The organism is Stenotrophomonas maltophilia group sp. Smal17 (assembly GCF_030237045.1).
Taxonomy (GTDB): domain Bacteria; phylum Pseudomonadota; class Gammaproteobacteria; order Xanthomonadales; family Xanthomonadaceae; genus Stenotrophomonas; species Stenotrophomonas forensis.
Genome location: NZ_JASJSU010000013.1, coordinates 1,088 through 22,471 on the forward strand (window position 1 = coordinate 1,088; position 21,384 = coordinate 22,471).

The window sequence follows — 21,384 nt, forward strand, 5'->3', positions numbered from 1 at the left end:
GATAAGAGCAGTCGAGCATGGCTCGACTCTACAGATAAGAACGGGCGCCTTTGGCGCCCGTTGCTTATTTGAACTTGTAGACCACGTTCATCGTGGTCAGCGTATCGGTCTTGCGCTTGTCCTCGGCCACGTCACTGTTGTAACGCGCCTGCCAGCCGGCTTTCAGCGCCAGGTGCTCGTTCATGCTCACCGAAACGCCGAAGTCGTTCTGGCCGAAGGTGTTGTACGAACCGGATTCGACCAGCAGGGTGTTGACCAGGTCGGTGTTGTCGGTCAGCGAGTACTTCAGGTCGAACAGGCCGCGGCCGATCATGCCGGTACGGGTGCGGTCGTCCTCGGTGCTGTGGGTGCGGCGCACACCGGGGCCGATCTGTGCGTCGAAGGAGAAGCGCTCGGTGTTCCACAGGCGGGTGCCGTAGCCCAGGCCGAACGAACTCTGGCGGTCGTAGGTGGCGAAGTCGTCGCGTTCGGTACGCACCGTCGCGGTCAGCTGGCGGTGCTCGCCCAGCTGCAGCGCGCTGCCGGCGCTGCCGGTGTAGCGGTTGGCGGTGGTGTTGTTGCGACGGGTGGTGGTGCCGTCGTCGGCGGTCTCGGTCACCTTCGAGCTCGAGCGCAGGCCGAACAGGTCCATGCTGTGCACCCAGTCGCCATCGGTGTAGCGCAGGCGCAGGCGGCCATTGAAGCTTTCGGTGCTGCTGTTGCCGCGTGCCGATGCGAAGCCGAGCTCGCCGCCGCTGCCGCTCCACGGCGAGGACATCGCCGCCAGTTCGGAGGCATCCTGTGCATACGCGAGCGGCGCGCACAGCAGCAGGGGAATCAGCAGGGACACGCGCAGGGACATCGAGGCTTCTCCGAAGCGATTGACAGCCGGTGATGATACTGGAAGCGTGATGGCGGTCCGAATCGATCCAATGCGCGCTTCAGCGAACGTTGCCGCGATCGCCTATTCAGGGCAGATCGACGCGCAATGCCGGATCGTTGAAGCGCGAGTAGCGCAGGCGCAGCTGGAAGCTGCGGCCATTGCTGCTGCCGCTGCGCACCAGCTGCCGCGGCAGGCCCTGGGCATCGACCCAGTACTCCAGGCGCTCACCGGGCTGGCCGCCACGCAGCCGGTAGTGGCGGGTCTCGACCCCGTCCAGGGTCTGGCTGCCCAGGTCCTCGGCCTGCAGGTCGGCGGGCAGCGCATCGGCCGGCAACGGGTTGCGCCATTGTTCGAGCAGGCCCGGCGGGGCCGGCACCTGGCGGATCGCGCCCTCGGCCTGCAGGAATAGCGTGTCACCGATGATCGTCTGCGGTCCGGCCGCGGTCTGCACGCGGAAACGGTCGGGGGCGACGAAGTCCATGGCGCTGCGCACCGGCTGGGGGGCGCCCAGCACCTCCAGCTCGGCGTGGAAGCTGTGCAGCGCGGCGAAGCGCTGGCTGGCGCCCAGTACGGCCTGCGCCGGATCGGCGGCCGGTACCGGGGCTTCGGTGCTGGCCGGCGCCGGTGCGCGATCGCAGGCGGCCAGCAGCAGGCAGGCCAGCAGGGACAGGGCGGGCAACCGGCGCATCGGGCGTTCCATGGGGGTGGGGGCGACCACGATAGCCCAAACGTCCCACACAAGACCCGCGAGTCGGACATAATCGGGGGTATGGACCGATACGAACGCATCACCGCCCTGCATCGTCTGCTCAAGTCCGCGCGCTATCCGGTGACGGTGGCGACCCTGCAGGACAAGCTCGGTTGTTCCCGTGCCACCGTCTACCGCGACCTGGCCTTCCTGCGCGACGCGCTGATGGCGCCGATCGAGGGCGACGGTGAGGCCGGCTTCCGCTACCACGCCGACGAGAGCGACCGCTTCGAGCTGCCCGGCCTGTGGCTGAGCTCGGAGGAACTGCACGCCCTGCTGGCCTCGCAGCACCTGCTGGCGCGCACCGGCGGCGGCGTGCTGTCCTCGGTGCTGGCACCGCTGCAGCAGCGCATCGAAAGCCTGCTGGCGGCCCAGGCAGGTGTCTCCAGCTGGCCGGTGGACCGCGTGCGGGTGATCCCGCACCGTGGCCGCAAGTTCGATGAAGGCAGCTTCCGCAGCGTGGCTTCGGCGGTGCTGGAGCGCCGTCAGCTGGCGTTCGAGTACCGCGCCCGCTCCACCGACGAGCCGACCAAGCGCACGGTCTCGCCGCAGCGCCTGACCCACTACCGCGACAACTGGTACCTGGATGCCTGGGACCACGACCGCGACGCCCTGCGCAGCTTCGCCGTCGACCGCATCCACAAGGCGCGGGTGGTCGACAGCACTGCGCGCGATGTTGCCGACAGCGAACTGGACGAGCAGCTGGGCGCCAGCTACGGGATCTTCTCCGGCGCGCCGAAGGGCTGGGCGACCATCCTGTTCAGCGCCAAGGCCGCGCGCTGGGTGGCCGACGAGCACTGGCACTCCAAGCAGCAGGGCCGCTTCCTGGCCGATGGCCGCTATGAACTGAAGGTGCCGTACAGCGTCTCGCGCGAGCTGTTGATGGACGTGCTGCACTATGGCTCGGATGCCGAGATCGTGGAGCCGGTGATGCTGCGCGAGCAGGCCAAGGCCCTGCTCGAGCTGGCCCTGAGCAACTACGACAACGCCTGACCCTCCCCACGAGAACCCCACCGCCCATGAAGAAGACCCTGTTGCTGCCCCTGCTTGCCGCTGCGCTGGCCCTGACCGCCTGCGGCAAATCCGGCGAACCCTCGCAGAAGCTGGTGGTGGCCGCCACGGCCGTGCCGCACGCCGAGATCCTCGAGGTGGTCAAGCCGATCCTCAAGCAGGAAGGCGTGGACCTGGACGTGCGCGTGTTCAACGACTACGTGCAGCCCAACGACCAGCTGGTGCAGAAGCAGGTGGACGCCAACTACTTCCAGACCGAGCCCTACCTGGATGCCTACAACCGCGACCGCAAGACCGACCTGGTGAAGGTGATCGGCGTGCACATCGAGCCGTTCGGTGCGTACTCGCGCAAGATCAAGTCGCTGGCCGAGCTGCGTGAGGGCGCCGACGTGGTGATCCCGAACGACCCGAGCAACAACAGCCGTGCGCTGATCCTGCTGCACAAGGCCGGCGTGATCGAACTGAAGGACCCGACCAACGCGTTGTCGACCCAGCGCGACATCATCGCCAACCCGAAGAACCTGAAGTTCCGCGAGCTGGACTCGGCGATGCTGCCGCGCGTGCTGGACCAGGTCGATCTGGCCCTGATCAACACCAACTATGCGCTGGATGCCGGCCTCAACCCGACCCAGGACGCGCTGGCGATCGAAAGCAAGGATTCGCCGTACGTGAACTTCCTGGTCGCGCGCCCGGACAACAAGGACGATGCCCGCGTTCAGAAGCTGGCCAAGGCGCTGACCAGCCCGCAGGTGAAGGCCTTCATCGAAACCAAGTACAAGGGCGCGGTGCTGCCGGCGTTCTGACCGGCGCTACGGACGCTCTGGCCATGCGGTAGTGCCGGCCAGCGGCCGGCACTACCCTCAGTCGACGTGGAAGGCGAGCGTGGCGGCCACCGCCTGCTGCCACCCGGCGTACAGCTTCTCGCGCCGCGCCACCTCCATCTGTGGCTCGAAGCGCCGGTCCAGGCCCCATTGCGCGGTGATCTGCTCGCGGCTGGTCCAGAACCCCACCGCCAGCCCGGCCAGGTAGGCCGCACCCAGCGCGGTGGTCTCGGTCAGCCGCGGCCGCAGCAGCGGCACGCCGAGGATGTCGGCCTGGAAGCCGGCCAGGAAGTCGTTGCCGATCGCACCGCCATCAGCGCGCAGCTCGGTCAGCGCGATGCCTGCATCGGACTGCATCGCATCCAGCACATCGCGGGTCTGGTAGGCCATCGCTTCCAGTGCGGCGCGCACGAAGTGCGCCTTGCGCGTGCCCCGGGTCAACCCGAACATCGCGCCGCGCACGTCACTGCGCCAATAGGGCGCGCCCAGGCCGACGAACGCAGGCACCAGGTAGGCACCTCCACTGTCGGGCACCTGTGCGGCCAACGCCTGGCTGTCGCCGGCGCGCTCGATCATGCGCAGGCCGTCGCGCAGCCACTGCACCACCGAGCCGGCCACGAAGATCGAGCCCTCCAGCGCGTACTCCACGCGCCCGTCCAGGCCCCAGGCGATGGTAGTCAGCAGTCCGTTGCGCGAACGCACCGCCTGGGTGCCGGTATGCATCAGCATGAAGCAGCCGGTGCCATAGGTGTTCTTGACCATGCCCGGCTGGAAGCAGGCCTGGCCGAACAGCGCCGCCTGCTGGTCACCGGCGATGCCGGCGATCGGGATCGGATGGTCAAAGAAGAACTGCGGCCGGGTGTGCGCGTATACCGAACTGGAGTCACGCACCTGCGGCAGCATCGCGCGCGGGATGTCCAGCAGCGCCAGCAGGTCGTCATCCCAGTCCAGCGTGTGGATGTTGAACAGCAGCGTTCGCGCGGCGTTGCTGTAATCGGTCACGTGCGCCTGGCCACCGCTGAGGTTCCACACCAGCCAGCTGTCGATGGTGCCGAACAGCAGTTCGCCGCGCTCGGCCCGCTGTTGCGCGCCCTCCACGTGGTCGAGGATCCAGCGCACCTTTGTTGCGGAAAAATACGCATCGATCAGCAGGCCGGTGCGCTCGCGCACCAGCGCCTCGTGGCCATCGGACTTCAGCCGCTCGCAGAGGGCGTGGCTCTGCCGCGACTGCCAGACGATGGCGTTGTGGATCGGCTGGCCGGTTGCGCGATCCCAGACCACGGTGGTCTCGCGCTGGTTGGTGATGCCCAGCGCGGCGATATGGCGCGGGTCGATCTGCCCGCGGCTGAGCAGCTCGGTCAGCGTGGCATAGACGCTGGTAAGGATCTCGCGCGGGTCATGCTCGACCCAGCCGGGGTGCGGGAAGATCTGCGCGAACTCGCGCTGCGCGCTGCCGACGATGTTGCCGGCACGGTCGAACAGGATCGCGCGCGAACTGGTGGTGCCCTGGTCGATGGCCAGCACGTAGCGGGGCGTCATGCAGCGTCTCCGGTAGCGATGGTATGGGTAGAGCCGAGCTTGCTCGACTGCTCTTCATGCCAGTCGAGCAAGCTCGACTCTACCGTCTATCCATCCAGGCCTGCAGCCGTGCCATCTGCGCGGCATCCAGCCGCAACCCCAGCTTGCTCCGTCGCCACAGCACATCATCGGCGTCGTGCGCCCACTCATGCTCCCGCAGGAAATCCACTTCGCGCGCATGCAGGCCCGCACCGAAGTGCTCGCCAAGATCGTCCATGGATTGCGCCGCGCCCAGCAACGACGCGCTGCGGCTGCCGTAGGCCCCGGCCCAGCGCTGGGCGATGTCCGCGGGCAACCAGGGAGCCAGCGTGCTCAGCTGCGAGCGGGCCTGTGCGGCGTCCCCCCAGTCGCTGCCCGGCAGTGCGGCTCCGGTTGCGGTCCAGGCGGGCCCCATCTGCGGCAGGGCAGGGCGCAGCAGGTCCAGTGCCTCTTCGGCCAGTACCCGGTAGGTGGTCAGTTTGCCGCCGAGCACATGCAGTGCCGGCGCCGGATCGGACTGTACCTGCAGGCGGTAGTCGCGGCTAAGCTTCGCCGCACGCGGGTCCGGGTCGGCCAGCAGCGGGCGCACACCGGCGAACTGCCAGGCCACGTCCGCGGCGGTGATCGGTTCACGCAGGTAGCGGTTGGCGGCATCGCACAGGTAGGCCAGCTCGGACGGCAGCACGCTGCAGCGCGCCGGATCGCCACGGTAATCGGTGTCGGTGGTGCCGACCAGCAGGTGGTCGTGGGCGAAGGGCAGCAGGAACACCACCCGGCCATCGGGTTGCTGCAGCAGGCAGGCGCTGTCATCGGGCCAGGGGCGGCGCAGCACGATGTGGCTGCCCTGCACCAGGCGCAGGGCGGGGCCGCCGCTGCGCGCCTGCATCCGTTCCAGCAGGCCGCCCGCCCACGGGCCCGCGGCATTGGCCACCGCGCGTGCGATCACGTGCCGTTGCTGACCATCGTGGGTTTCCAGCACGGCCTGCCAACGGCCCTGCAGCGCACGCAGCTCGATACAGCGGCTGCGCACCTGCACCTGCGCGCCCCGCTGCGCGGCATCCAGTGCGTTCAGCAGTACCAGCCGCGCATCATCGACCTGTGCATCGGCATAGCTGAAGGCCCGCCGCAGCACCGGGGAGAGCCAGGCGCCGAGCGAATCCTGCTGCAGGTCCAGCGCCTGCGAGGCGGGGAAGGCAGGGCTGCGCCGGCCCAGGTGGTCGTACAGCCACAGCCCCACGCGCAGCATCCAGCGCGGGCGCAGGTGCGGTTCCCAGGGCAGCACGAAGCGCAACGGATGGACCAGGTGCGGTGCCTGCCGGCGCACCACCTCGCGCTCGCCCAGCGCCTTGCGCACCAGGCCCAGTTCGCCCTGTTCCAGGTAACGCAGGCCGCCGTGGATCAGTTTGCTGCTGGCACTGGAGGTGTGCGCGGCCAGGTCATGCTGTTCACACAGCAGCACCCGCAGGCCGCGACCGGCCGCGTCACGGGCGATGCCTGCACCGTTGATGCCGCCACCGATCACCAGCAGGTCAACCTCCTCCATCGCGCCTCCGTGTCCTGTGTCTGTAGAGTCGAGCAAGCTCGACTCTACGAAAGGCAGTCGAGCAAGCTCGACTCTACAGACCGCAGGTGACGGAAACGACGACGGGCCCCGAAGGGCCCGTCGCGTTGCATCAATGGAGCGGTGCTGCCTGGATCAGAAGCGGGCGCCGATGCCGAAGCCGACGGTCCACGGATCCATCTTGGCTTCGCCGATCTTCTCGCCGCCAACCTTCACGTCCGGGCGGGCGCGCATGTAGCGGGCGTCAGCACGGGCGAACCAGGTGGAATTGATGTTCATGTCCACGCCGACGGTGCCGATCACGCCCTTGGCGTCCTTCAGGCGGATGTCGGAGCTGCTGCCGTCGGCCAGCTTTTCGCTGCTGAAGCTCGACTGGTAGTAGCCCACGCCCACGAACGGACGGAACACGTTGTCGGCCTGGCCGAAGTGGTACTGGCCGCTCAGCGCGACCGGCTGCTGCTCGACCGAACCCACGCGAACGTTGTTCGGGCCCTTGAACTTGTTGTCGAACTTGTCGGCGGCGCCCCACAGTTCAACGGCCCAGTTGTCGTTGACGTAGTAGCTGAAGCTGACGGTCGGCGCCGGGCCGCCATCGGTCTTCTTGATGCCGTCGATCGGATCATTCTTCGGCTGCAGCAGCGAGATGCCGCCAACAACGGCAAAATGCTTGCCCGAAGCGGTATCGGTGCTGCTGTCCTGGGCGAAAGCGGCCGGCGCGAACGCGGCGGAGGTCAGCAGGGCGAGACTCAGGATACGGATGGAGCGCATGGGGGTATCTCCTAATGTTTCTTGTTTTGGGCCCCCGGTTGCGGGGCGAGCACACCGTAGTCGCCCCAACATGAATCGAATCCGACGCGCGTTAAAAATTGGTTTGGCTTGTTCAGCGAGCAGCGCGAAAAGCCTGTATTCATGGGGTTTTTGGCCATCCGTGACATTCATTCAGTTGGAGAAGATGTGAGCGCTGCGACGATGTGCATCGGCCTGCAAGCGCAGGTGAACGTGGATTGCAGAGTGCTGCTGCTCGGTTCGATGCCGGGTGTGGCGTCGCTGCAGGAGCAGCGCTACTACGCGCACCCGCGCAATCGCTTCTGGCCGCTTTTGGCGGAAATCTGCGGGTTTGATGCGGGCCTGCCGTATGCACAGCGATTGCAGGCATTGAACGCCGCAGGCATCGGCCTGTGGGATGTGATCGGCCAGTGCGAGCGGCGCGGCAGCCTGGACGCGGACATCGTGCGCGGCACGGAAGTGCCCAATGCGCTGCCGTCACTGATCGCCTCGCTTCCTGAGCTGGAGCTGATCGCCTGCAATGGCGCGGCGTCGATGCAGGCGTTCCAGCGCTGGGTGCTGCCCCGGCTGGAGGCGCCGCCGAGGCTGCTGGCGCTGCCCTCCACCAGCCCGGCCAACGCGGCGTGGTCGCTGCCGCGCCTGCGCCTGGCCTGGCAGCCGGTGGCCGACGTACTGGCGACATCAAGCGGACATCGTCGGGACAATACGCTACCGACTGGTCAAGGCCGCAACCCATGAGCAACAGCGTGTCCCGGCTGCGTGCGTACTGAAAACAGCTGTAACGGTTGGCGCTGGACCCCGCTGGCCGCACAATAGACGTTTCCCTACACCAGATTGCCGGAGTTATCCCCATGGCCGAAATCAAGGAAGCACTTGTCCCCGATATCGGTGACTACAGCGATATCCCGGTAATCGAGGTGCTTGTCGCCGTCGGCGACACGGTCAAGAAGGACCAGGGCCTGGTGACGCTGGAAAGCGACAAGGCGACCATGGAAGTGCCGTCCTCGGTGGCGGGCGTGGTCAAGGAACTGAAGGTCAAGGTCGGCGACAACCTCTCCGAAGGCAAGGTCGTGGCGCTGATCGAAGTGGCCGAAGGCGAAGCTGCCAAGCCGGCCGCCGCCGCACCGGCACCGGCCAAGGCTGCTGCCCCGGCAGCCGCCACCCAGAGCGCGCCGGCCCCGGCCGCTGCTGCGCCGGCCGCCCCGGCCGCCAGCGGCGGTGCCGTTGAAGCGCTGGTGCCGGACATCGGCGATTACACCGACATCCCGGTCATCGAAGTGCTGGTCGCCGTCGGCGATACGGTCAAGAAGGACCAGGGCCTGGTCACGCTGGAAAGCGACAAGGCCACCATGGAAGTGCCGTCGTCGGTTGCTGGCGTGGTCAAGGAGCTGAAGGTCAAGGTCGGCGACAATCTGTCGCAGGGTGCCGTGGTCGCCATCATCGAGGCCGAGGGCGCTGCCGCGCCGGCCCCGAGCAAGGCCGCCGCTGCCGCTGCCCCGGCCGCCGCCGAAACCGCCACCAAGGTCGAGCCGGTCGCCGTGCCGGCCCAGCCGGACAAGCTGGCCGCCCGCGAGGTCGCCTCGGCCGGTACCCCGTCCAGCCCGCCGGTGCAGTTCAATGCCGATGGCGTGCTGCCGGCCAAGGTGCCGTATGCCACCCCGGCCGTGCGCGTGTTCGCCCGCGAGCTGGGCGTGGACCTGCTGCAGATCAACGGCACCGAAAAGGGCGGCCGCATCACCAAGGGTGACGTGCAGAAGTTCGTCAAGGCCGCGCTCAGCGGCGGCGTGCCGGCCGCTGCCGGTGGTGCCGTTGCCGCCGGTGGTGGCCTGAACCTGCTGCCGTGGCCGAAGGTCGACTTCAGCAAGTTCGGCGAGACCGAAGTGCAGCCGCTGTCGCGCATCAAGAAGATCTCCGGCGCGAACCTGGCCCGCAACTGGGCGATGATCCCGCATGTCACCCAGTTCGAGCAGGCCGACATCACCGACCTGGAAGGGCTGCGCGTGGCGCTGAACAAGGAGAACGAGAAGGCCGGCATCAAGCTGACCATGCTCGCCTTCCTGATCAAGGCCAGTGCCGCGGCGCTGAAGAAGTTCCCGGAATTCAACGCTTCGCTCGATGCCAGCGGTGAAAACCTGACCCTGAAGAAGTACTTCCACATCGGTTTCGCCGCCGACACGCCGAACGGCCTGGTCGTGCCGGTCATCCGCGACGTGGACAAGAAGGGCGTGGTGCAGATCGCGCAGGAAACCGGCGAACTGGCCAAGAAGGCGCGCGACGGCAAGCTGGGCCCGGCCGACATGAGCGGCGGCTGCTTCTCGATCAGCTCGCTGGGCGGCATCGGCGGCACCGCGTTCACCCCGATCGTCAATGCACCGGAAGTGGCCATCCTCGGCGTCTCCAAGTCCTCCATCCAGCCGGTCTGGAATGGCAAGGAATTCGCGCCGAAGCTGATGCTGCCGCTGTCGCTGAGCTACGACCACCGCGTCATCGATGGCGCCCTGGCCGCACGCTTCACCACCTACCTGTCGCAGGTACTGGCCGACATGCGCCGCGTGCTGCTGTAAGGCACCGCTTCGCCCCCACCGTGCGGCTGCCTCCCCCTGGCGCGGCCGCGTGAACAGATGCAGTGACAGCCCGCCGGCCATGCCGGCCGGGCACGAGGAAAACCACCATGGCCACGATTGAAGTCAAGGTTCCCGACATCGGCGATTACAGCGATGTGCCGGTGATCGAAGTGTTGGTCGCCGTCGGCGACACGGTGAAGAAGGATCAGGGTCTGGTGACCCTGGAATCGGACAAGGCCACCCTGGAAGTGCCGTCTTCGGCCGCCGGTGTGGTCAAGGAACTGAAGGTCAAGCTGGGCGACAGCCTGTCCGAAGGCGCCGTGGTCGTGGTGCTGGAAACCGAAGGCGCCACAGAAGCCCCGGCCAAGGCCGCGGCACCGGCTCCGGCCGCAGCTGCGCCGGCCAGCAAGCCGCCGGTGACCCCGTCGCACCGCGCCCCGGCTGAACCGGCCGCACCGAAGCCGGCGCTGTCCAGCGGCAAGCCGGCCGATATCGAATGCGAAATGGTCGTGCTGGGCTCGGGCCCGGGCGGCTACACCGCCGCCTTCCGCGCCGCCGACGTTGGCCTGGATACCGTGCTGGTCGAGCGCTACGCCAGCCTCGGTGGCGTCTGCCTCAACGTTGGCTGCATTCCGTCCAAGGCGCTGCTGCATGCCGCAGCGGTGATCGACGAAGTGGCCCACGCCGGTGATTTCGGCGTCGAGTTCGGCAAGCCGACCATCACCCTGGACAAGCTGCGCCAGTACAAGGAAAAGGTCGTCAACCAGCTGACCAAGGGCCTGGCCGGCATGGCCAAGCAGCGCAAGGTCCGCAGCGTGCAGGGCGTCGGCAGGTTCGTCTCGGCCAACGAGCTGGAGATCACCGCCGCTGACGGCAGCACCCAGCTGCTGCGCTTCCAGAAGTGCATCATCGCCGCCGGTTCGCAGGCGGTGAAGCTGCCCAACTTCCCCTGGGACGACACGCGCGTGATGGACTCCACCGATGCGCTGGAGCTGGCCGAAGTGCCGGGCTCGCTGCTGGTCGTCGGCGGCGGCATCATCGGCCTGGAAATGGCCACCGTGTATGGCGCGCTGGGCAGCAAGGTCACCGTGGTCGAGTTCATGGACCAGCTGATGCCGGGTGCCGACAAGGACCTGGTCAAGCCGCTGGCCGACCGCCTGAAGAAGCAGGGCATCGAAGTGCACCTGAAGACCAAGGCCTCCGGCGTCACCGCCGATGCCAAGGGCATCACCGTCACCTTCGAAGCTGCCGAGGAAGGCCAGTCGCCCGCGCTGGCGCAGGGCACCTTCGACCGCGTGCTGGTGGCCGTGGGCCGCTCGCCGAACGGCAGGAAGATCGATGCCGAGAAGGCCGGCGTGCAGGTCACCGAGCGTGGCTTCATTCCGGTCGATCGCCAGATGCGCACCAACGTGCCGCACATCTTTGCCATCGGCGACATCGTCGGCAACCCGATGCTGGCCCACAAGGCCACGCACGAGGGCAAGCTGGCCGCCGAAGTGGCCGCTGGCCACAAGAAGGAGTGGGTGGCACGCGTGATTCCGTCGGTGGCCTACACCAACCCGGAAATCGCCTGGGTTGGCGTCACCGAGACCGAGGCCAAGGCCAAGGGCCTGAAGGTCGGCGTGGCCAAGTTCCCGTGGGCGGCCAGCGGCCGCGCGATCGGCATCGGCCGCACCGAGGGCTTCACCAAGCTGATCTTCGACGAAGAGACCCACCGCATCATCGGTGGTGCCATCGTCGGCGTGCATGCCGGTGACCTGCTGGCCGAGATCGGCCTGGCCATCGAGATGGGTGCCGAAGCCGAAGACATCGGCCACACCATCCACGCGCACCCGACGCTGAGCGAGTCGGTGGCGATGGCCTCGGAAATCTACGACGGCACGATCACCGATCTGTACATGCCGAAGAAGAAGTAAGGCGCCCGCGCCGTTGCGAACGAAAAGCCCTGGCTTCTGCCGGGGCTTTTTCGTTGGCTGCGGGGCGTCTTCGGCTGCACATCGCGAGGGTCTGGGCCGCTGCGCGGGTGGCAGGCATTTCGACAAATGTCCCCCGTCGTCCGCCTGCGGCGGTCGCCTCCTCCTTTACTTTGTCGAAACGCCTACCACCCGCGCAGCGGCTCGGCTTGCGGACAGTCGAGAGCTGCTGCCAAAGCCGCCTGGATGCCTGACACGCGCAGGGAGCGGGGGCTGTGTGCGAAGTAAAGGAGGAGGTGCCGGCCGCAGGCCGGCGCCGGGGGACATTCGCACGCAGCCCCCGCTCCCTCCAGCGCTCGACCCAGCCGCTCTTGCTCCTGCACACAGGGGAAAACAGCACAAAAAAGCGCGGCCCCGATAGTCCGGAGGCCGCGCCAGGAGAGAGAGTGCCGTGGAAGGGGCGGGGGATCAGAACACGAAGCTGACGCCTGCCACCGGGCCCTTGAATTCCTGCTTCAGGCCGACGGTGCCGTCGCTGCCCTTCTTGTCCACGTCCAGCTTGAACCAGTCGTAGCCGGCGAACACGCCGAAGTTCTTGGTGAAGCGGTAATCGACGATGGCATTGGCGCGGCTCAGGTCGCCCTTGTAGTCATCGAAGCTGCCCCAACGCGTGTTCAGGTACTGGCCCTGCAGCGTGATCATCCAGCGCTCGGACGGGGTGAAGGTCATGCGCGCACCCACCACCGGCGCGATGCCATCGGCCTTCTCGTCGAGGAACTGGCCTTCGTACACGGTGCCCAGGTCGGCATAGCCCTTGGTGCTGACCTTGGCGTACTCGCCACCGATCTGCAGGCCGAGGTCGAAGGTGTCGGTATCGACGACCGAGTAGTCATAGACCAGGCTGGCCACCTGGTACTTCAGTTCACCCTTCACGAAGCTGCCGGCCGGCACGTTCTCGCCGCCGAAGGAAATGCCCTGGTCCAGTGTCTCGCGGCGATCCTTGTCGTACTTGAAGTAGTTGAACAACAGGCGCTGGCGGTTGCTGATGCGGAACATGCCGTCGATGCGCGGCTCCCATTCCTTGCCACCCAGCTTGAAGTCCTGGTTCAGGGCGATGTCCTGGCCAGCCACGTTGGTCCTGCCGCGGAGCGTGTTGTCCGAATCGATGTTCATCGCACCCAGGCGGATGGCGAAACGGTCGTCGCCTTCCGCGGCGTGGGCGGCATTGGCGAACGAAGCGCCTGCGGCGAGCAGGGAGAGGGCGAGCAGGGTGGGAACGGAGCGCATCGAAGAGTCCTTGCAGTGGTTCATCAGAATGAAGGCCACTGTGCCGGACGGCGGCGTCCACCATCCGTGAACGTATGGTCCACGGGATGTGCAAGGTTCAGCGCTGTCGCGACGATGCAAAAAGATGGCCCCGGAGCCGGGCTTCGGGGCCATCGTGGGACCTGCGGGGCGAAGCGTCGACGAGGTTGCTGCAGGCAGGTCGAAAGATCGGACCGGCGCATTCGGCGAAAGTTCCGCAGCCTGCGACCAAAGTTCAATACTGCGCTGCAGCATCATGCGGACGTCATTGTCCCCTGGGTGGCACGCAAAAATGTAACCGTTACCGCAACTTGCGGCCTCCTGGGATGAACAGGGAGCGGTTGTCTCGCAAATTGTCCCATTGCTATAATTTGGCGGCTCGATGAGGCCCCCTCTGCTGTAGCCGCCTCAGCCCTCCACTTGCAACCACGCGGGACGTCCTGTGCTGAACTCCGTTGATGCGGGTCGGCGACTGATGCTGCGCGCCGCGGTCTACCCGCTGGCCGCGGTCGCTGTCCTGGCCCTGGCCTTCCTGCTGGTGGGTCCGAAGTATGCCCTCGGCGCGCTGGCGTCCGGTGTGGCCATTTCGGCCGGTGGCTGGGTGGCAGCGCGGATGGCACTGAGCGGGGGAGCCGTGGCCGCAGGATCGGCGATGGCTCGCCTGATCATTGCGATCGTGGCCAAGTGGGTGGTGGTTTTCGGCGTCCTGCTGGTGGGGTTCCTGGTCTTCAAGCTGCCTGCATTGGCGCTGTTGGCCGGTATCGCCGTCGGCTTGATGTTCCAGGTCCTGGCCATGGCCAGGCGTTGACAGAATTCAATTAACTGAAGGTTCCGGACACATGGCGGGCGAGGCTCTAACCCCTACCAGCTACATCCAGCATCACCTGCACAACCTGACCGCGCCGGTCGGCAAGGGTGAGGGTATGTTCTGGCATATCCACGTCGATACCTTCCTCACCGCGGTCCTGATGGGCCTGGTGATCGTCGTCGCGTTCTGGCTGGGCACCCGCAAGGCCACCGCCGGCGTGCCGGGCAAGTGGCAGGCCTTCGTCGAGATCTGCCTGGAGTTCGTCGACCGCCAGGCCAAGGACACCTACCACGGCAAGAGCAAGCTGGTCACGCCGATCGCCATCACGATCTTCTTCTGGATCCTGATGATGAACCTGATCAAGATGATCCCGGCCGACTTCATCGCCAAGCCGCTGGAATGGGCGGGCATCCACTACTGGAAGCCGGTGCCGACCGCCGACGTCAATGCCACCCTGGGCATGGCCATCAGCGTGTTCTTCCTGATGCTGTTCTTCGCACTGAAGTCGAAGGGCCTGCTGGGCTTCATCAAGGAATTCCTGACGGCGCCGTTCGGCAAGTGGATGATGCCGTTCAACCTGATCCTCAACATCGTCGAGTGGCTGAGCAAGCCGATCTCGCTGGCGATGCGACTGTTCGGCAACATGTTCGGCGGCGAAATCGTGTTCCTGCTGATCTGGGTGCTGGGTGGTGCCGGTTTCTTCGGTGCCATTGCCGGTGGTGCGTTCGGCCTCGGCTGGATGCTGTTCCACCTGCTGGTGATCCCGCTGCAGGCCTTCATCTTCATGATGCTGTCGATCGTGTACCTGAGCCTGTCGGAAGACGCTCACTGAGTTTCAAGCTTCAACGCGTTTCAACCTTCATCCGTTTCATCACCCTTAGCAACTTAAGTTCCTGGAGATAACCATGTACTTCGCCGTCCTGACCAACTTCGCGCAGATTCAGAGCTCCACCGCCCTTGCCGTCGGCATCATGATCGGCCTGGCCGCGCTGGGCGCCGGTCTGGGTCTGGCCATCATGGCTGGTAAGTTCCTGGAGTCGGCCGCCCGCCAGCCGGAACTGATCCCGGTCCTGCAGGTCCGCATGTTCATCACCGCCGGCCTGATCGACGCCGCGTTCATCATCTCGGTCGCCGTCGGCCTGCTGCTGGCCTTCGCCAACCCGCTGTCGGCTGCCTTCGCTGGCGCCGTCACCAAGGCTCTGGCCGGCTGATACAGCGGTTTGAGACGACCGGGTGCTGATGCACCCGGTTTCGGATGAAGGCCGGATGCGCCGCTACGGCGGCGCGTCCACCCCGAAACCAGCGATCGAGCTAACCATGAATATCAATTTCACCCTTCTTGCGCAGGCGCTCGCCTTCGCTGGTCTGATCTGGATCATCGCGACCAAGATCTGGCCGCCGCTGATGAACGCGATCGAAGAGCGCCAGCAGAAGATTGCTGAAGGCCTCGCTGCTGCCGACCGCAGCCAGAAAGATCTGGCCCAGGCGCAGGAGAAGGTCAACGAAGCGCTGAAAGAAGCACGCACCAAGGCCAACGAGATCATCGACCAGGCCCACGCGCGCGCCAACCAGATCGTTGATGCTGCCCGTAACGAAGCGATCACCGAAGCCACCCGTCAGAAGGAACTGGCCCAGGCTGAAATCGACGCCGCCGCCAACCGTGCCCGTGAAGATCTGCGCAAGCAGGTGTCCGCGCTGGCCGTGACCGGTGCCGAAAAGCTGCTCAAGCGCGAAATCGACGCCAACGCCCACAAGGCGCTGCTCGACGAGCTGGCCTCGGAGATCTAAGGATGAGCCAGGCCCTCACGCTTGCCCGCCCGTACGCCCGCGCCGCGTTCGCGACCGCGCGCGACGAAGGCGCGTTCGCGCCGTGGTCGGACGCCCTGGCGTTCTCCGCCCACGTCGCCGCCGACCCGCGCGTGGCGGCCCTGCTCGCCAACCCGGAGCTGGGCCGTGACGACGCCGTCGCCCTGCTGGCGCCGGTGACCCACGGCGAGACCTACTCGCGCTTCCTGGCCATCCTGGCCGACTCGCATCGTCTGCCGCTGCTGCCGGAAATCTCCGGCATGTTCGATGCCCTGCGCGCCGAAGCCGAGCACGTGGTCAAGGCCACCGTGACCTCGGCGGCCGAGCTGTCGGCCGGTGAGCTGGATGCGATCAAGGTCGCGCTGCGCAAGCGCTTCAACCGCGAGGTCGACGTGACCACCGCGGTCGATGCCTCGCTGATCGGCGGCGCCGTGATCGACGCCGGCGACGTGGTCATCGATGGTTCGCTGAAGGGCAAGCTGGCCCGTCTGCAGACCGCGCTCGCTAACTGAATTCATTTAACGTCCGGCCCCGCTGCCGGCACTAGGACTTGACGATGGCAACCACGCTCAACCCCTCCGAAATCAGCGAACTGATCAAGAACCGCATCGAGAAGGTCAAGCTGGCCGCGGAATCGCGCAACGAAGGCACCGTGACCAGCGTGTCCGACGGCATCGTGCGCATCTTCGGTCTGGCCGACGTGATGCAGGGCGAAATGATCGAACTGCCGAACAACACCTTCGCCCTGGCCCTGAACCTGGAGCGCGACTCGGTCGGCGCCGTGGTCCTGGGTGACTACGAGCACCTGCGCGAAGGCGACGTCGCCAAGACCACCGGCCGCATCCTGGAAGTGCCGGTCGGTCCGGAACTGCTGGGCCGCGTCGTGAACGCGCTGGGCGAGCCGATCGACGGCAAGGGCCCGCTGGGCACCGACCTGACCGCTCCGGTGGAGCGCGTTGCTCCGGGCGTGATCTGGCGCAAGTCGGTCGACCAGCCGGTGCAGACCGGTTACAAGTCGGTCGACGCCATGATCCCGATCGGCCGTGGCCAGCGCGAGCTGATCATCGGTGACCGCCAGACCGGCAAGACCGCCATGGCGATCGACGCGGTGATCAACCAGAAGGGCACCGGCATCAAGTGCGTGTACGTTGCGATCGGCCAGAAGGCTTCGACCATCGCCAACATCGTGCGCAAGCTGGAAGAGAACGGCGCGCTGGCCCACACCATCGTGGTGGCCGCGACCGCTTCCGAATCGGCTGCCATGCAGTACATCAGCGCCTACTCGGGCTGCACCATGGGTGAGTACTTCATGGACCGCGGCGAAGACGCGCTGATCGTGTACGACGATCTGTCCAAGCAGGCCGTGGCCTACCGCCAGATCTCGCTGCTGCTGAAGCGCCCGCCGGGCCGTGAAGCCTACCCGGGTGACGTGTTCTACCTGCACTCCCGTTTGCTCGAGCGCGCTGCCCGCGTGTCCGAGGAATACGTCGAGAAGTTCACCGAAGGCAAGGTCACCGGCAAGACCGGTTCGCTGACCGCGCTGCCGATCATCGAAACCCAGGCCGGCGACGTGTCCGCCTTCGTTCCGACCAACGTGATCTCGATCACCGACGGCCAGATCTTCCTGGAAACCGACCTGTTCAACGCCGGCATCCGCCCGGCCGTGAACGCCGGTATCTCGGTGTCGCGCGTCGGTGGCTCGGCCCAGACCAAGATCATCAAGAAGCTGTCGGGCGGCATCCGTATCTCGCTGGCCCAGTACCGTGAGCTGGCTGCGTTCGCGCAGTTCGCCTCGGACCTGGACGAAGCAACCCGCAAGCAGCTGGAGCGTGGCCAGCGCGTCACCGAGCTGATGAAGCAGAAGCAGTACGCGCCGATGTCGATCGCCAACCAGGCGCTGTCGATCTACGCCGTCAACGAGGGTTACCTCGACGACGTGCCGGTCAACAAGCTGCTGGCGTTCGAAGAAGGCCTGCACGCCCACTTCGCCAACACCCAGGGCGAGCTGGTCAGCAAGGTCAACGCCACCGGCGGTTGGGACAACGACATCGAAGGTGCCTTCAAGAAGGGCATCGCCGAGTTCAAGACCACCGGCAGCTGGTAATCGCGGTCCTGTAGAGCGGAGCCACCGGCTCCGCTGGACCAGATGACAAACGGTTGAACAACGCGGGGCATCAGCCCCGCGCCACGGGAAACAAGAGATGGCAAGCGGACGCGAAATCAAAACCAAGATCAAGAGCGTGCAGAACACCCGCAAGGTGACGCGCGCCCTGGAAATGGTCTCGGCCTCCAAGATCCGCAAGGCGCAGGATCGGATGAAGACCTCGCGTCCGTACGCGCAGGCGATGAAGCAGGTGATCGGCCACCTGGCCCAGGCCAGCACCGACTACCAGCATCCTTTCCTGGTCGAGCGCGAGCAGGTCAAGCGGGTCGGGTTCATCGTGATCTCCTCCGATCGCGGCCTGGCCGGCGGCCTGAACAACAACCTGTTCCGCAAGATGCTCGGCGAAGCCAAGGCATGGCAGGACAAGGGTGCCGAAGTGGACCTGGTGACCATCGGCCAGAAGGCATCGACCTTCTTCCGCCGCGTGAAGGTCAACATGGTCGGCAGCGTGACCCACATCGGCGACGTGCCGAAGCTGGAATCGCTGATCGGTGTGATCAAGGTCATGCTCGACGCCTTCACCGAAGGCAAGGTCGACCGCGTGTACCTGGTCTACAACCGCTTCGTGAACACCATGACGCAGAAGGCCAGCTTCGATCAGCTGCTGCCGCTGCCGCCGGCTGAGAAGCAGGTCGCTCACCACGACTGGGATTACCTGTACGAACCCGATGCCGCGACCGTGCTGGAGCACGTGATGACGCGCTACATCGAGTCGCTGGTGTACCAGGCACTGCTGGAAAACGTCGCCTCCGAGCATGCCGCACGCATGGTTGCGATGAAGGCGGCGAGCGACAACGCCAACAAGCTGATCGGCACCCTGCAGCTCGTCTACAACAAGGCGCGCCAGGCAGCGATCACCCAGGAAATCTCCGAAATCGTCGGCGGCGCGGCAGCAGTCTGACCGCGTTCGTTCAAAGCACACATTAGAGGATGCAGCAATGAGTCAGGGCAAGATCGTTCAGATCATCGGCGCGGTCGTCGACGTCGAATTCCCGCGTGAGTCGGTGCCGAAGGTGTACGACGCACTGAAGGTCGACAACACCGAAATCACCCTTGAAGTCCAGCAGCAGCTGGGCGACGGCGTGGTGCGCACCATCGCCCTCGGTTCCACCGATGGCCTGAAGCGCAACCTGATCGCCACCAACACCAACCGCGGCATCTCCGTGCCGGTCGGTGCTGGCACCCTGGGCCGCATCATGGACGTGCTCGGCCGTCCGATCGACGAAGCCGGCCCGGTGGCCGCCAGCGACAGCTGGGAAATCCACCGTGCGGCCCCGTCGTACGAAGACCAGTCCCCGGCCACCGAACTGCTGGAAACCGGCATCAAGGTCATCGACCTGATGTGCCCGTTCGCCAAGGGCGGCAAGGTCGGCCTGTTCGGCGGCGCCGGCGTCGGCAAGACCGTCAACATGATGGAGCTGATCAACAACATCGCCAAGGCGCACAGCGGTCTGTCCGTGTTCGCCGGCGTGGGTGAGCGTACCCGTGAGGGCAACGACTTCTACCACGAAATGAAGGACTCCAACGTCCTCGACAAGGTGGCGATGGTGTACGGCCAGATGAACGAGCCGCCGGGCAACCGTCTGCGCGTCGCCCTGACCGGCCTGACCATGGCCGAGTACTTCCGCGACGAGAAGGACGAAAACGGCAAGGGCAAGGACGTCCTGCTGTTCGTCGACAACATCTACCGCTACACCCTGGCCGGTACCGAAGTGTCGGCACTGCTGGGCCGTATGCCGTCGGCCGTGGGTTACCAGCCGACCCTGGCCGAGGAAATGGGCGTCCTGCAGGAACGCATCACCTCGACCAAGAACGGTTCGATCACCTCGATCCAGGCCGTCTACGTTCCCGCGGACGACCTGACCGACCCGTCGCCGGCGACCACCTTCGCCCACCTGGACTCGACCGTCACCCTGTCGCGTTCGATCGCCTCGCTGGGTATCTACCCGGCCGTCGATCCGCTGGACTCCACCAGCCGCCAGATGGACCCGCTGGTCATCGGCCACGAGCACTACGACACCGCCCAGCGCGTCCAGCAGACCCTGCAGAAGTACAAGGAACTGAAGGACATCATCGCCATCCTGGGCATGGACGAACTGTCCGAAGAAGACAAGCAGGCCGTGTCGCGCGCCCGCAAGATCGAGCGCTTCTTCAGCCAGCCGTTCCACGTGGCCGAAGTGTTCACCGGTTCGCCGGGCAAGTACGTGCCGTTGAAGGACACCATCCGTGGCTTCAAGGCCATCGTCGATGGCGAGTACGACCACCTGCCGGAGCAGGCGTTCTACATGGTCGGCGGCATCGAAGAAGCGGTCGAGAAGGCCAAGAAGATGGCCGAGAAGGCCTGATCCGGGACGGGCGGGAGCGATCCTGCCCGACCTGACGCCGGTGCCGGGCAATCGCCCGCACCGGTGGACTCCCACGGTGGCATTGCGCCGCCGCGAACAGCGAAGAGATTTGCATGAGCACGATCCGTTGCGACATCGTCAGCGCCGAGCAGGAAATCTTCCGTGGCGAAGCGACCCTGGTCGTGGCCACCGGTGAGCTGGGCGAACTGGGCATCGCGCCCAAGCACGCGCCGCTGATCACCCGCCTGAAGCCAGGCAAGGTGGTGGTGACCACGCCGAACGGCGAGCAGCTGGATTTCGCCATTTCCGGCGGCATCCTGGAAGTGCAGCCGCAGGTGGTGACCGTGCTGGCCGACACCGCGATCCGCGCACAGGACATCGACGAAGCCTCGGTCCGCAAGGCCAAGGAAGAAGCCGAGCGCATCCTGGCCAACCGTGGTGAAGCCATGGAAATTGCCGAAGCCCAGCAGAAGCTGGCCGAGGCCGTGGTGCAGCTGCAGGCGCTGGAGCGCCTGCGCAAGACCCTCAAGCACTGAGGTTCACGCTGCACCCACGAGAACGCCGGCCTTGTGCCGGCGTTTTTGTTGGTGCCGACCGCACTGGGTAGAGTCGACCGTTGCTCGACTATCGCGCGCAGCGCGGGTTTTTCGCGGCCTGATCGAAAGGCAGTCGACTGACAGTCGACTCTACCGATCCGGATCCCCACCTCGTATCAGCGATACACCACGTAGCGCATCAGCAGGAACGAGACAGCGGCCAGCCCGCCTTCCACCAGCGGCTTGGCCAGCCAGGCGTACTGCAGGCCCAGCGCATGATCCGCGGCAGATACCAGCAGCGTGCTGGCCGTGGTGAGCAGCAGCCACAGTGGCAGGAAGCGCGCGAAGCGGCGCCAGCCCAGCCGTTGCTGGCCATCGGCCGTGGCGAAGGTGATCCGCCCGTTCAACCAGAAACCCAGCAGCATGCCGGCCAGTCGCCCGGCCAGGTTGCCCGGTACCACGGGCACGCCCGCCGCCGTGGCCAGCACGAACACCGCCCAGTCGAGCAGCAGCTGCAGTGCGCCGATGACGAGGTAGGCGCTTCCCTGGCGGAGCAGGCTCATGGTTGGCGTGAGGACGGGCAGGCCCCCATGTTAG

Annotated in this window: 21 protein-coding genes; 14 read left to right on the top strand and 7 right to left on the bottom strand. The window is 66.1% G+C overall.

Annotation, left to right across the window (positions count from 1 at the left end):
• Positions 1–64 precede the first annotated feature (64 nt).
• Positions 65–841: a YdiY family protein gene (locus QRO93_RS05755; RefSeq protein WP_006471539.1), complete on the bottom strand. Its 777-nt coding sequence runs from the start codon at positions 839–841 to the stop codon at positions 65–67.
• 106 nt (positions 842–947) lie between these two features.
• Complete coding sequence (locus QRO93_RS05760; RefSeq protein WP_180879344.1) at positions 948–1,550, bottom strand: hypothetical protein; 603 nt, start codon at positions 1,548–1,550, stop codon at positions 948–950.
• An 81-nt stretch (positions 1,551–1,631) separates the two neighbouring features.
• On the opposite strand from QRO93_RS05760, the gene QRO93_RS05765 reads away from it, so the two are divergent.
• Both QRO93_RS05765 and QRO93_RS05770 read left to right on the top strand, forming a co-directional pair.
• On the top strand, positions 1,632–2,603 hold the full coding sequence (locus tag QRO93_RS05765; RefSeq protein ID WP_008267051.1) for a YafY family protein: 972 nt from the start codon (positions 1,632–1,634) through the stop codon (positions 2,601–2,603).
• 26 nt (positions 2,604–2,629) lie between these two features.
• Entirely contained in the window at positions 2,630–3,424 is a 795-nt protein-coding gene (locus QRO93_RS05770; RefSeq protein ID WP_053450869.1) for a MetQ/NlpA family ABC transporter substrate-binding protein, read from the top strand.
• 57 nt (positions 3,425–3,481) lie between these two features.
• Here the strand turns inward: QRO93_RS05770 and glpK are convergent, their stop codons facing one another.
• The 3 genes from glpK to QRO93_RS05785 form a co-directional block, all read right to left on the bottom strand.
• Positions 3,482–4,981: a glycerol kinase GlpK gene (gene glpK / locus QRO93_RS05775; protein WP_008268321.1), complete on the bottom strand. Its 1,500-nt coding sequence runs from the start codon at positions 4,979–4,981 to the stop codon at positions 3,482–3,484.
• 79 nt (positions 4,982–5,060) lie between these two features.
• The gene (gene glpD, locus QRO93_RS05780; protein ID WP_180879346.1) at positions 5,061–6,542 is read right to left on the bottom strand and encodes a glycerol-3-phosphate dehydrogenase; all 1,482 of its coding nucleotides are present in this window, start codon (positions 6,540–6,542) and stop codon (positions 5,061–5,063) included.
• Between the two features lie 153 nt (positions 6,543–6,695).
• The gene (locus QRO93_RS05785; RefSeq protein WP_053450867.1) at positions 6,696–7,328 is read right to left on the bottom strand and encodes an OmpW family protein; all 633 of its coding nucleotides are present in this window, start codon (positions 7,326–7,328) and stop codon (positions 6,696–6,698) included.
• 186 nt (positions 7,329–7,514) lie between these two features.
• On the opposite strand from QRO93_RS05785, the gene QRO93_RS05790 reads away from it, so the two are divergent.
• The 3 genes from QRO93_RS05790 to lpdA all read left to right on the top strand — a co-directional run bounded on the left by QRO93_RS05790 (position 7,515) and on the right by lpdA (position 11,826).
• The gene (locus QRO93_RS05790) at positions 7,515–8,084 is read left to right on the top strand and encodes a DNA-deoxyinosine glycosylase (protein ID WP_164086582.1); all 570 of its coding nucleotides are present in this window, start codon (positions 7,515–7,517) and stop codon (positions 8,082–8,084) included.
• Positions 8,085–8,197: 113 nt separating this feature from the next.
• A complete protein-coding gene (aceF, locus tag QRO93_RS05795; protein WP_180879348.1) occupies positions 8,198–9,910 on the top strand; it encodes a dihydrolipoyllysine-residue acetyltransferase in 1,713 nt (570 codons plus the stop codon).
• Between the two features lie 107 nt (positions 9,911–10,017).
• Positions 10,018–11,826: a dihydrolipoyl dehydrogenase gene (lpdA, locus tag QRO93_RS05800; RefSeq protein WP_164086584.1), complete on the top strand. Its 1,809-nt coding sequence runs from the start codon at positions 10,018–10,020 to the stop codon at positions 11,824–11,826.
• A gap of 465 nt (positions 11,827–12,291) precedes the next feature.
• Here lpdA and QRO93_RS05805 read toward each other — a convergent pair whose 3' ends face one another.
• Complete coding sequence (locus QRO93_RS05805; RefSeq protein WP_053450863.1) at positions 12,292–13,110, bottom strand: hypothetical protein; 819 nt, start codon at positions 13,108–13,110, stop codon at positions 12,292–12,294.
• Positions 13,111–13,570: 460 nt separating this feature from the next.
• Between QRO93_RS05805 and QRO93_RS05810 the strand changes: the two genes are divergently transcribed.
• The 9 genes from QRO93_RS05810 to QRO93_RS05850 all read left to right on the top strand — a co-directional run bounded on the left by QRO93_RS05810 (position 13,571) and on the right by QRO93_RS05850 (position 20,787).
• Positions 13,571–13,936, top strand: a complete 366-nt coding sequence (locus tag QRO93_RS05810) for a hypothetical protein (protein WP_006471338.1) — start codon at positions 13,571–13,573, stop codon at positions 13,934–13,936.
• A gap of 31 nt (positions 13,937–13,967) precedes the next feature.
• On the top strand, positions 13,968–14,768 hold the full coding sequence (atpB, locus tag QRO93_RS05815; RefSeq protein ID WP_049466592.1) for a F0F1 ATP synthase subunit A: 801 nt from the start codon (positions 13,968–13,970) through the stop codon (positions 14,766–14,768).
• 73 nt (positions 14,769–14,841) lie between these two features.
• On the top strand, positions 14,842–15,147 hold the full coding sequence (gene atpE, locus QRO93_RS05820; protein ID WP_005411133.1) for a F0F1 ATP synthase subunit C: 306 nt from the start codon (positions 14,842–14,844) through the stop codon (positions 15,145–15,147).
• A gap of 106 nt (positions 15,148–15,253) precedes the next feature.
• Positions 15,254–15,724, top strand: coding sequence for a F0F1 ATP synthase subunit B (locus QRO93_RS05825; RefSeq protein ID WP_005419512.1), 471 nt, complete (start codon positions 15,254–15,256; stop codon positions 15,722–15,724).
• Positions 15,725–15,726: 2 nt separating this feature from the next.
• Positions 15,727–16,254, top strand: a complete 528-nt coding sequence (locus QRO93_RS05830; RefSeq protein ID WP_006471336.1) for a F0F1 ATP synthase subunit delta — start codon at positions 15,727–15,729, stop codon at positions 16,252–16,254.
• Between the two features lie 44 nt (positions 16,255–16,298).
• Positions 16,299–17,846, top strand: coding sequence for a F0F1 ATP synthase subunit alpha (gene atpA / locus QRO93_RS05835; protein ID WP_008266965.1), 1,548 nt, complete (start codon positions 16,299–16,301; stop codon positions 17,844–17,846).
• Positions 17,847–17,943: 97 nt separating this feature from the next.
• Positions 17,944–18,807 carry a F0F1 ATP synthase subunit gamma gene (gene atpG / locus QRO93_RS05840; protein ID WP_006471334.1) on the top strand — a complete coding sequence of 288 codons (864 nt, stop codon included), beginning with the start codon at positions 17,944–17,946 and terminating at the stop codon, positions 18,805–18,807.
• Positions 18,808–18,844: 37 nt separating this feature from the next.
• A complete protein-coding gene (atpD, locus tag QRO93_RS05845) occupies positions 18,845–20,251 on the top strand; it encodes a F0F1 ATP synthase subunit beta (protein ID WP_006471333.1) in 1,407 nt (468 codons plus the stop codon).
• Positions 20,252–20,364: 113 nt separating this feature from the next.
• The gene (locus tag QRO93_RS05850; RefSeq protein WP_006471332.1) at positions 20,365–20,787 is read left to right on the top strand and encodes a F0F1 ATP synthase subunit epsilon; all 423 of its coding nucleotides are present in this window, start codon (positions 20,365–20,367) and stop codon (positions 20,785–20,787) included.
• A 176-nt stretch (positions 20,788–20,963) separates the two neighbouring features.
• On the opposite strand, the gene QRO93_RS05855 is transcribed toward QRO93_RS05850, so the two are convergent.
• On the bottom strand, positions 20,964–21,350 hold the full coding sequence (locus QRO93_RS05855) for a GtrA family protein (protein ID WP_053450861.1): 387 nt from the start codon (positions 21,348–21,350) through the stop codon (positions 20,964–20,966).
• Positions 21,351–21,384: the final 34 nt, after the last annotated feature.

Bases quoted from the DNA above. Each gene is read 5' to 3' on its own strand.
- QRO93_RS05765 (WP_008267051.1), top strand. From the start codon at position 1,632: ATGGACCGATACGAACGCATCACCGCCCTGCATCGTCTGCTCAAGTCC.
- glpD (WP_180879346.1), bottom strand. From the start codon at position 6,542: ATGGAGGAGGTTGACCTGCTGGTGATCGGTGGCGGCATCAACGGTGCA.
- glpK (WP_008268321.1), bottom strand. From the start codon at position 4,981: ATGACGCCCCGCTACGTGCTGGCCATCGACCAGGGCACCACCAGTTCG.
- QRO93_RS05785 (WP_053450867.1), bottom strand. From the start codon at position 7,328: ATGCGCTCCATCCGTATCCTGAGTCTCGCCCTGCTGACCTCCGCCGCG.
- QRO93_RS05755 (WP_006471539.1), bottom strand. From the start codon at position 841: ATGTCCCTGCGCGTGTCCCTGCTGATTCCCCTGCTGCTGTGCGCGCCG.
- QRO93_RS05760 (WP_180879344.1), bottom strand. From the start codon at position 1,550: ATGCGCCGGTTGCCCGCCCTGTCCCTGCTGGCCTGCCTGCTGCTGGCC.
- QRO93_RS05850 (WP_006471332.1), top strand. From the start codon at position 20,365: ATGAGCACGATCCGTTGCGACATCGTCAGCGCCGAGCAGGAAATCTTC.
- atpD (WP_006471333.1), top strand. From the start codon at position 18,845: ATGAGTCAGGGCAAGATCGTTCAGATCATCGGCGCGGTCGTCGACGTC.
- atpE (WP_005411133.1), top strand. From the start codon at position 14,842: ATGTACTTCGCCGTCCTGACCAACTTCGCGCAGATTCAGAGCTCCACC.
- aceF (WP_180879348.1), top strand. From the start codon at position 8,198: ATGGCCGAAATCAAGGAAGCACTTGTCCCCGATATCGGTGACTACAGC.
- lpdA (WP_164086584.1), top strand. From the start codon at position 10,018: ATGGCCACGATTGAAGTCAAGGTTCCCGACATCGGCGATTACAGCGAT.
- QRO93_RS05855 (WP_053450861.1), bottom strand. From the start codon at position 21,350: ATGAGCCTGCTCCGCCAGGGAAGCGCCTACCTCGTCATCGGCGCACTG.
- atpA (WP_008266965.1), top strand. From the start codon at position 16,299: ATGGCAACCACGCTCAACCCCTCCGAAATCAGCGAACTGATCAAGAAC.
- QRO93_RS05830 (WP_006471336.1), top strand. From the start codon at position 15,727: ATGAGCCAGGCCCTCACGCTTGCCCGCCCGTACGCCCGCGCCGCGTTC.
- QRO93_RS05770 (WP_053450869.1), top strand. From the start codon at position 2,630: ATGAAGAAGACCCTGTTGCTGCCCCTGCTTGCCGCTGCGCTGGCCCTG.
- atpG (WP_006471334.1), top strand. From the start codon at position 17,944: ATGGCAAGCGGACGCGAAATCAAAACCAAGATCAAGAGCGTGCAGAAC.
- QRO93_RS05825 (WP_005419512.1), top strand. From the start codon at position 15,254: ATGAATATCAATTTCACCCTTCTTGCGCAGGCGCTCGCCTTCGCTGGT.
- QRO93_RS05805 (WP_053450863.1), bottom strand. From the start codon at position 13,110: ATGCGCTCCGTTCCCACCCTGCTCGCCCTCTCCCTGCTCGCCGCAGGC.
- atpB (WP_049466592.1), top strand. From the start codon at position 13,968: ATGGCGGGCGAGGCTCTAACCCCTACCAGCTACATCCAGCATCACCTG.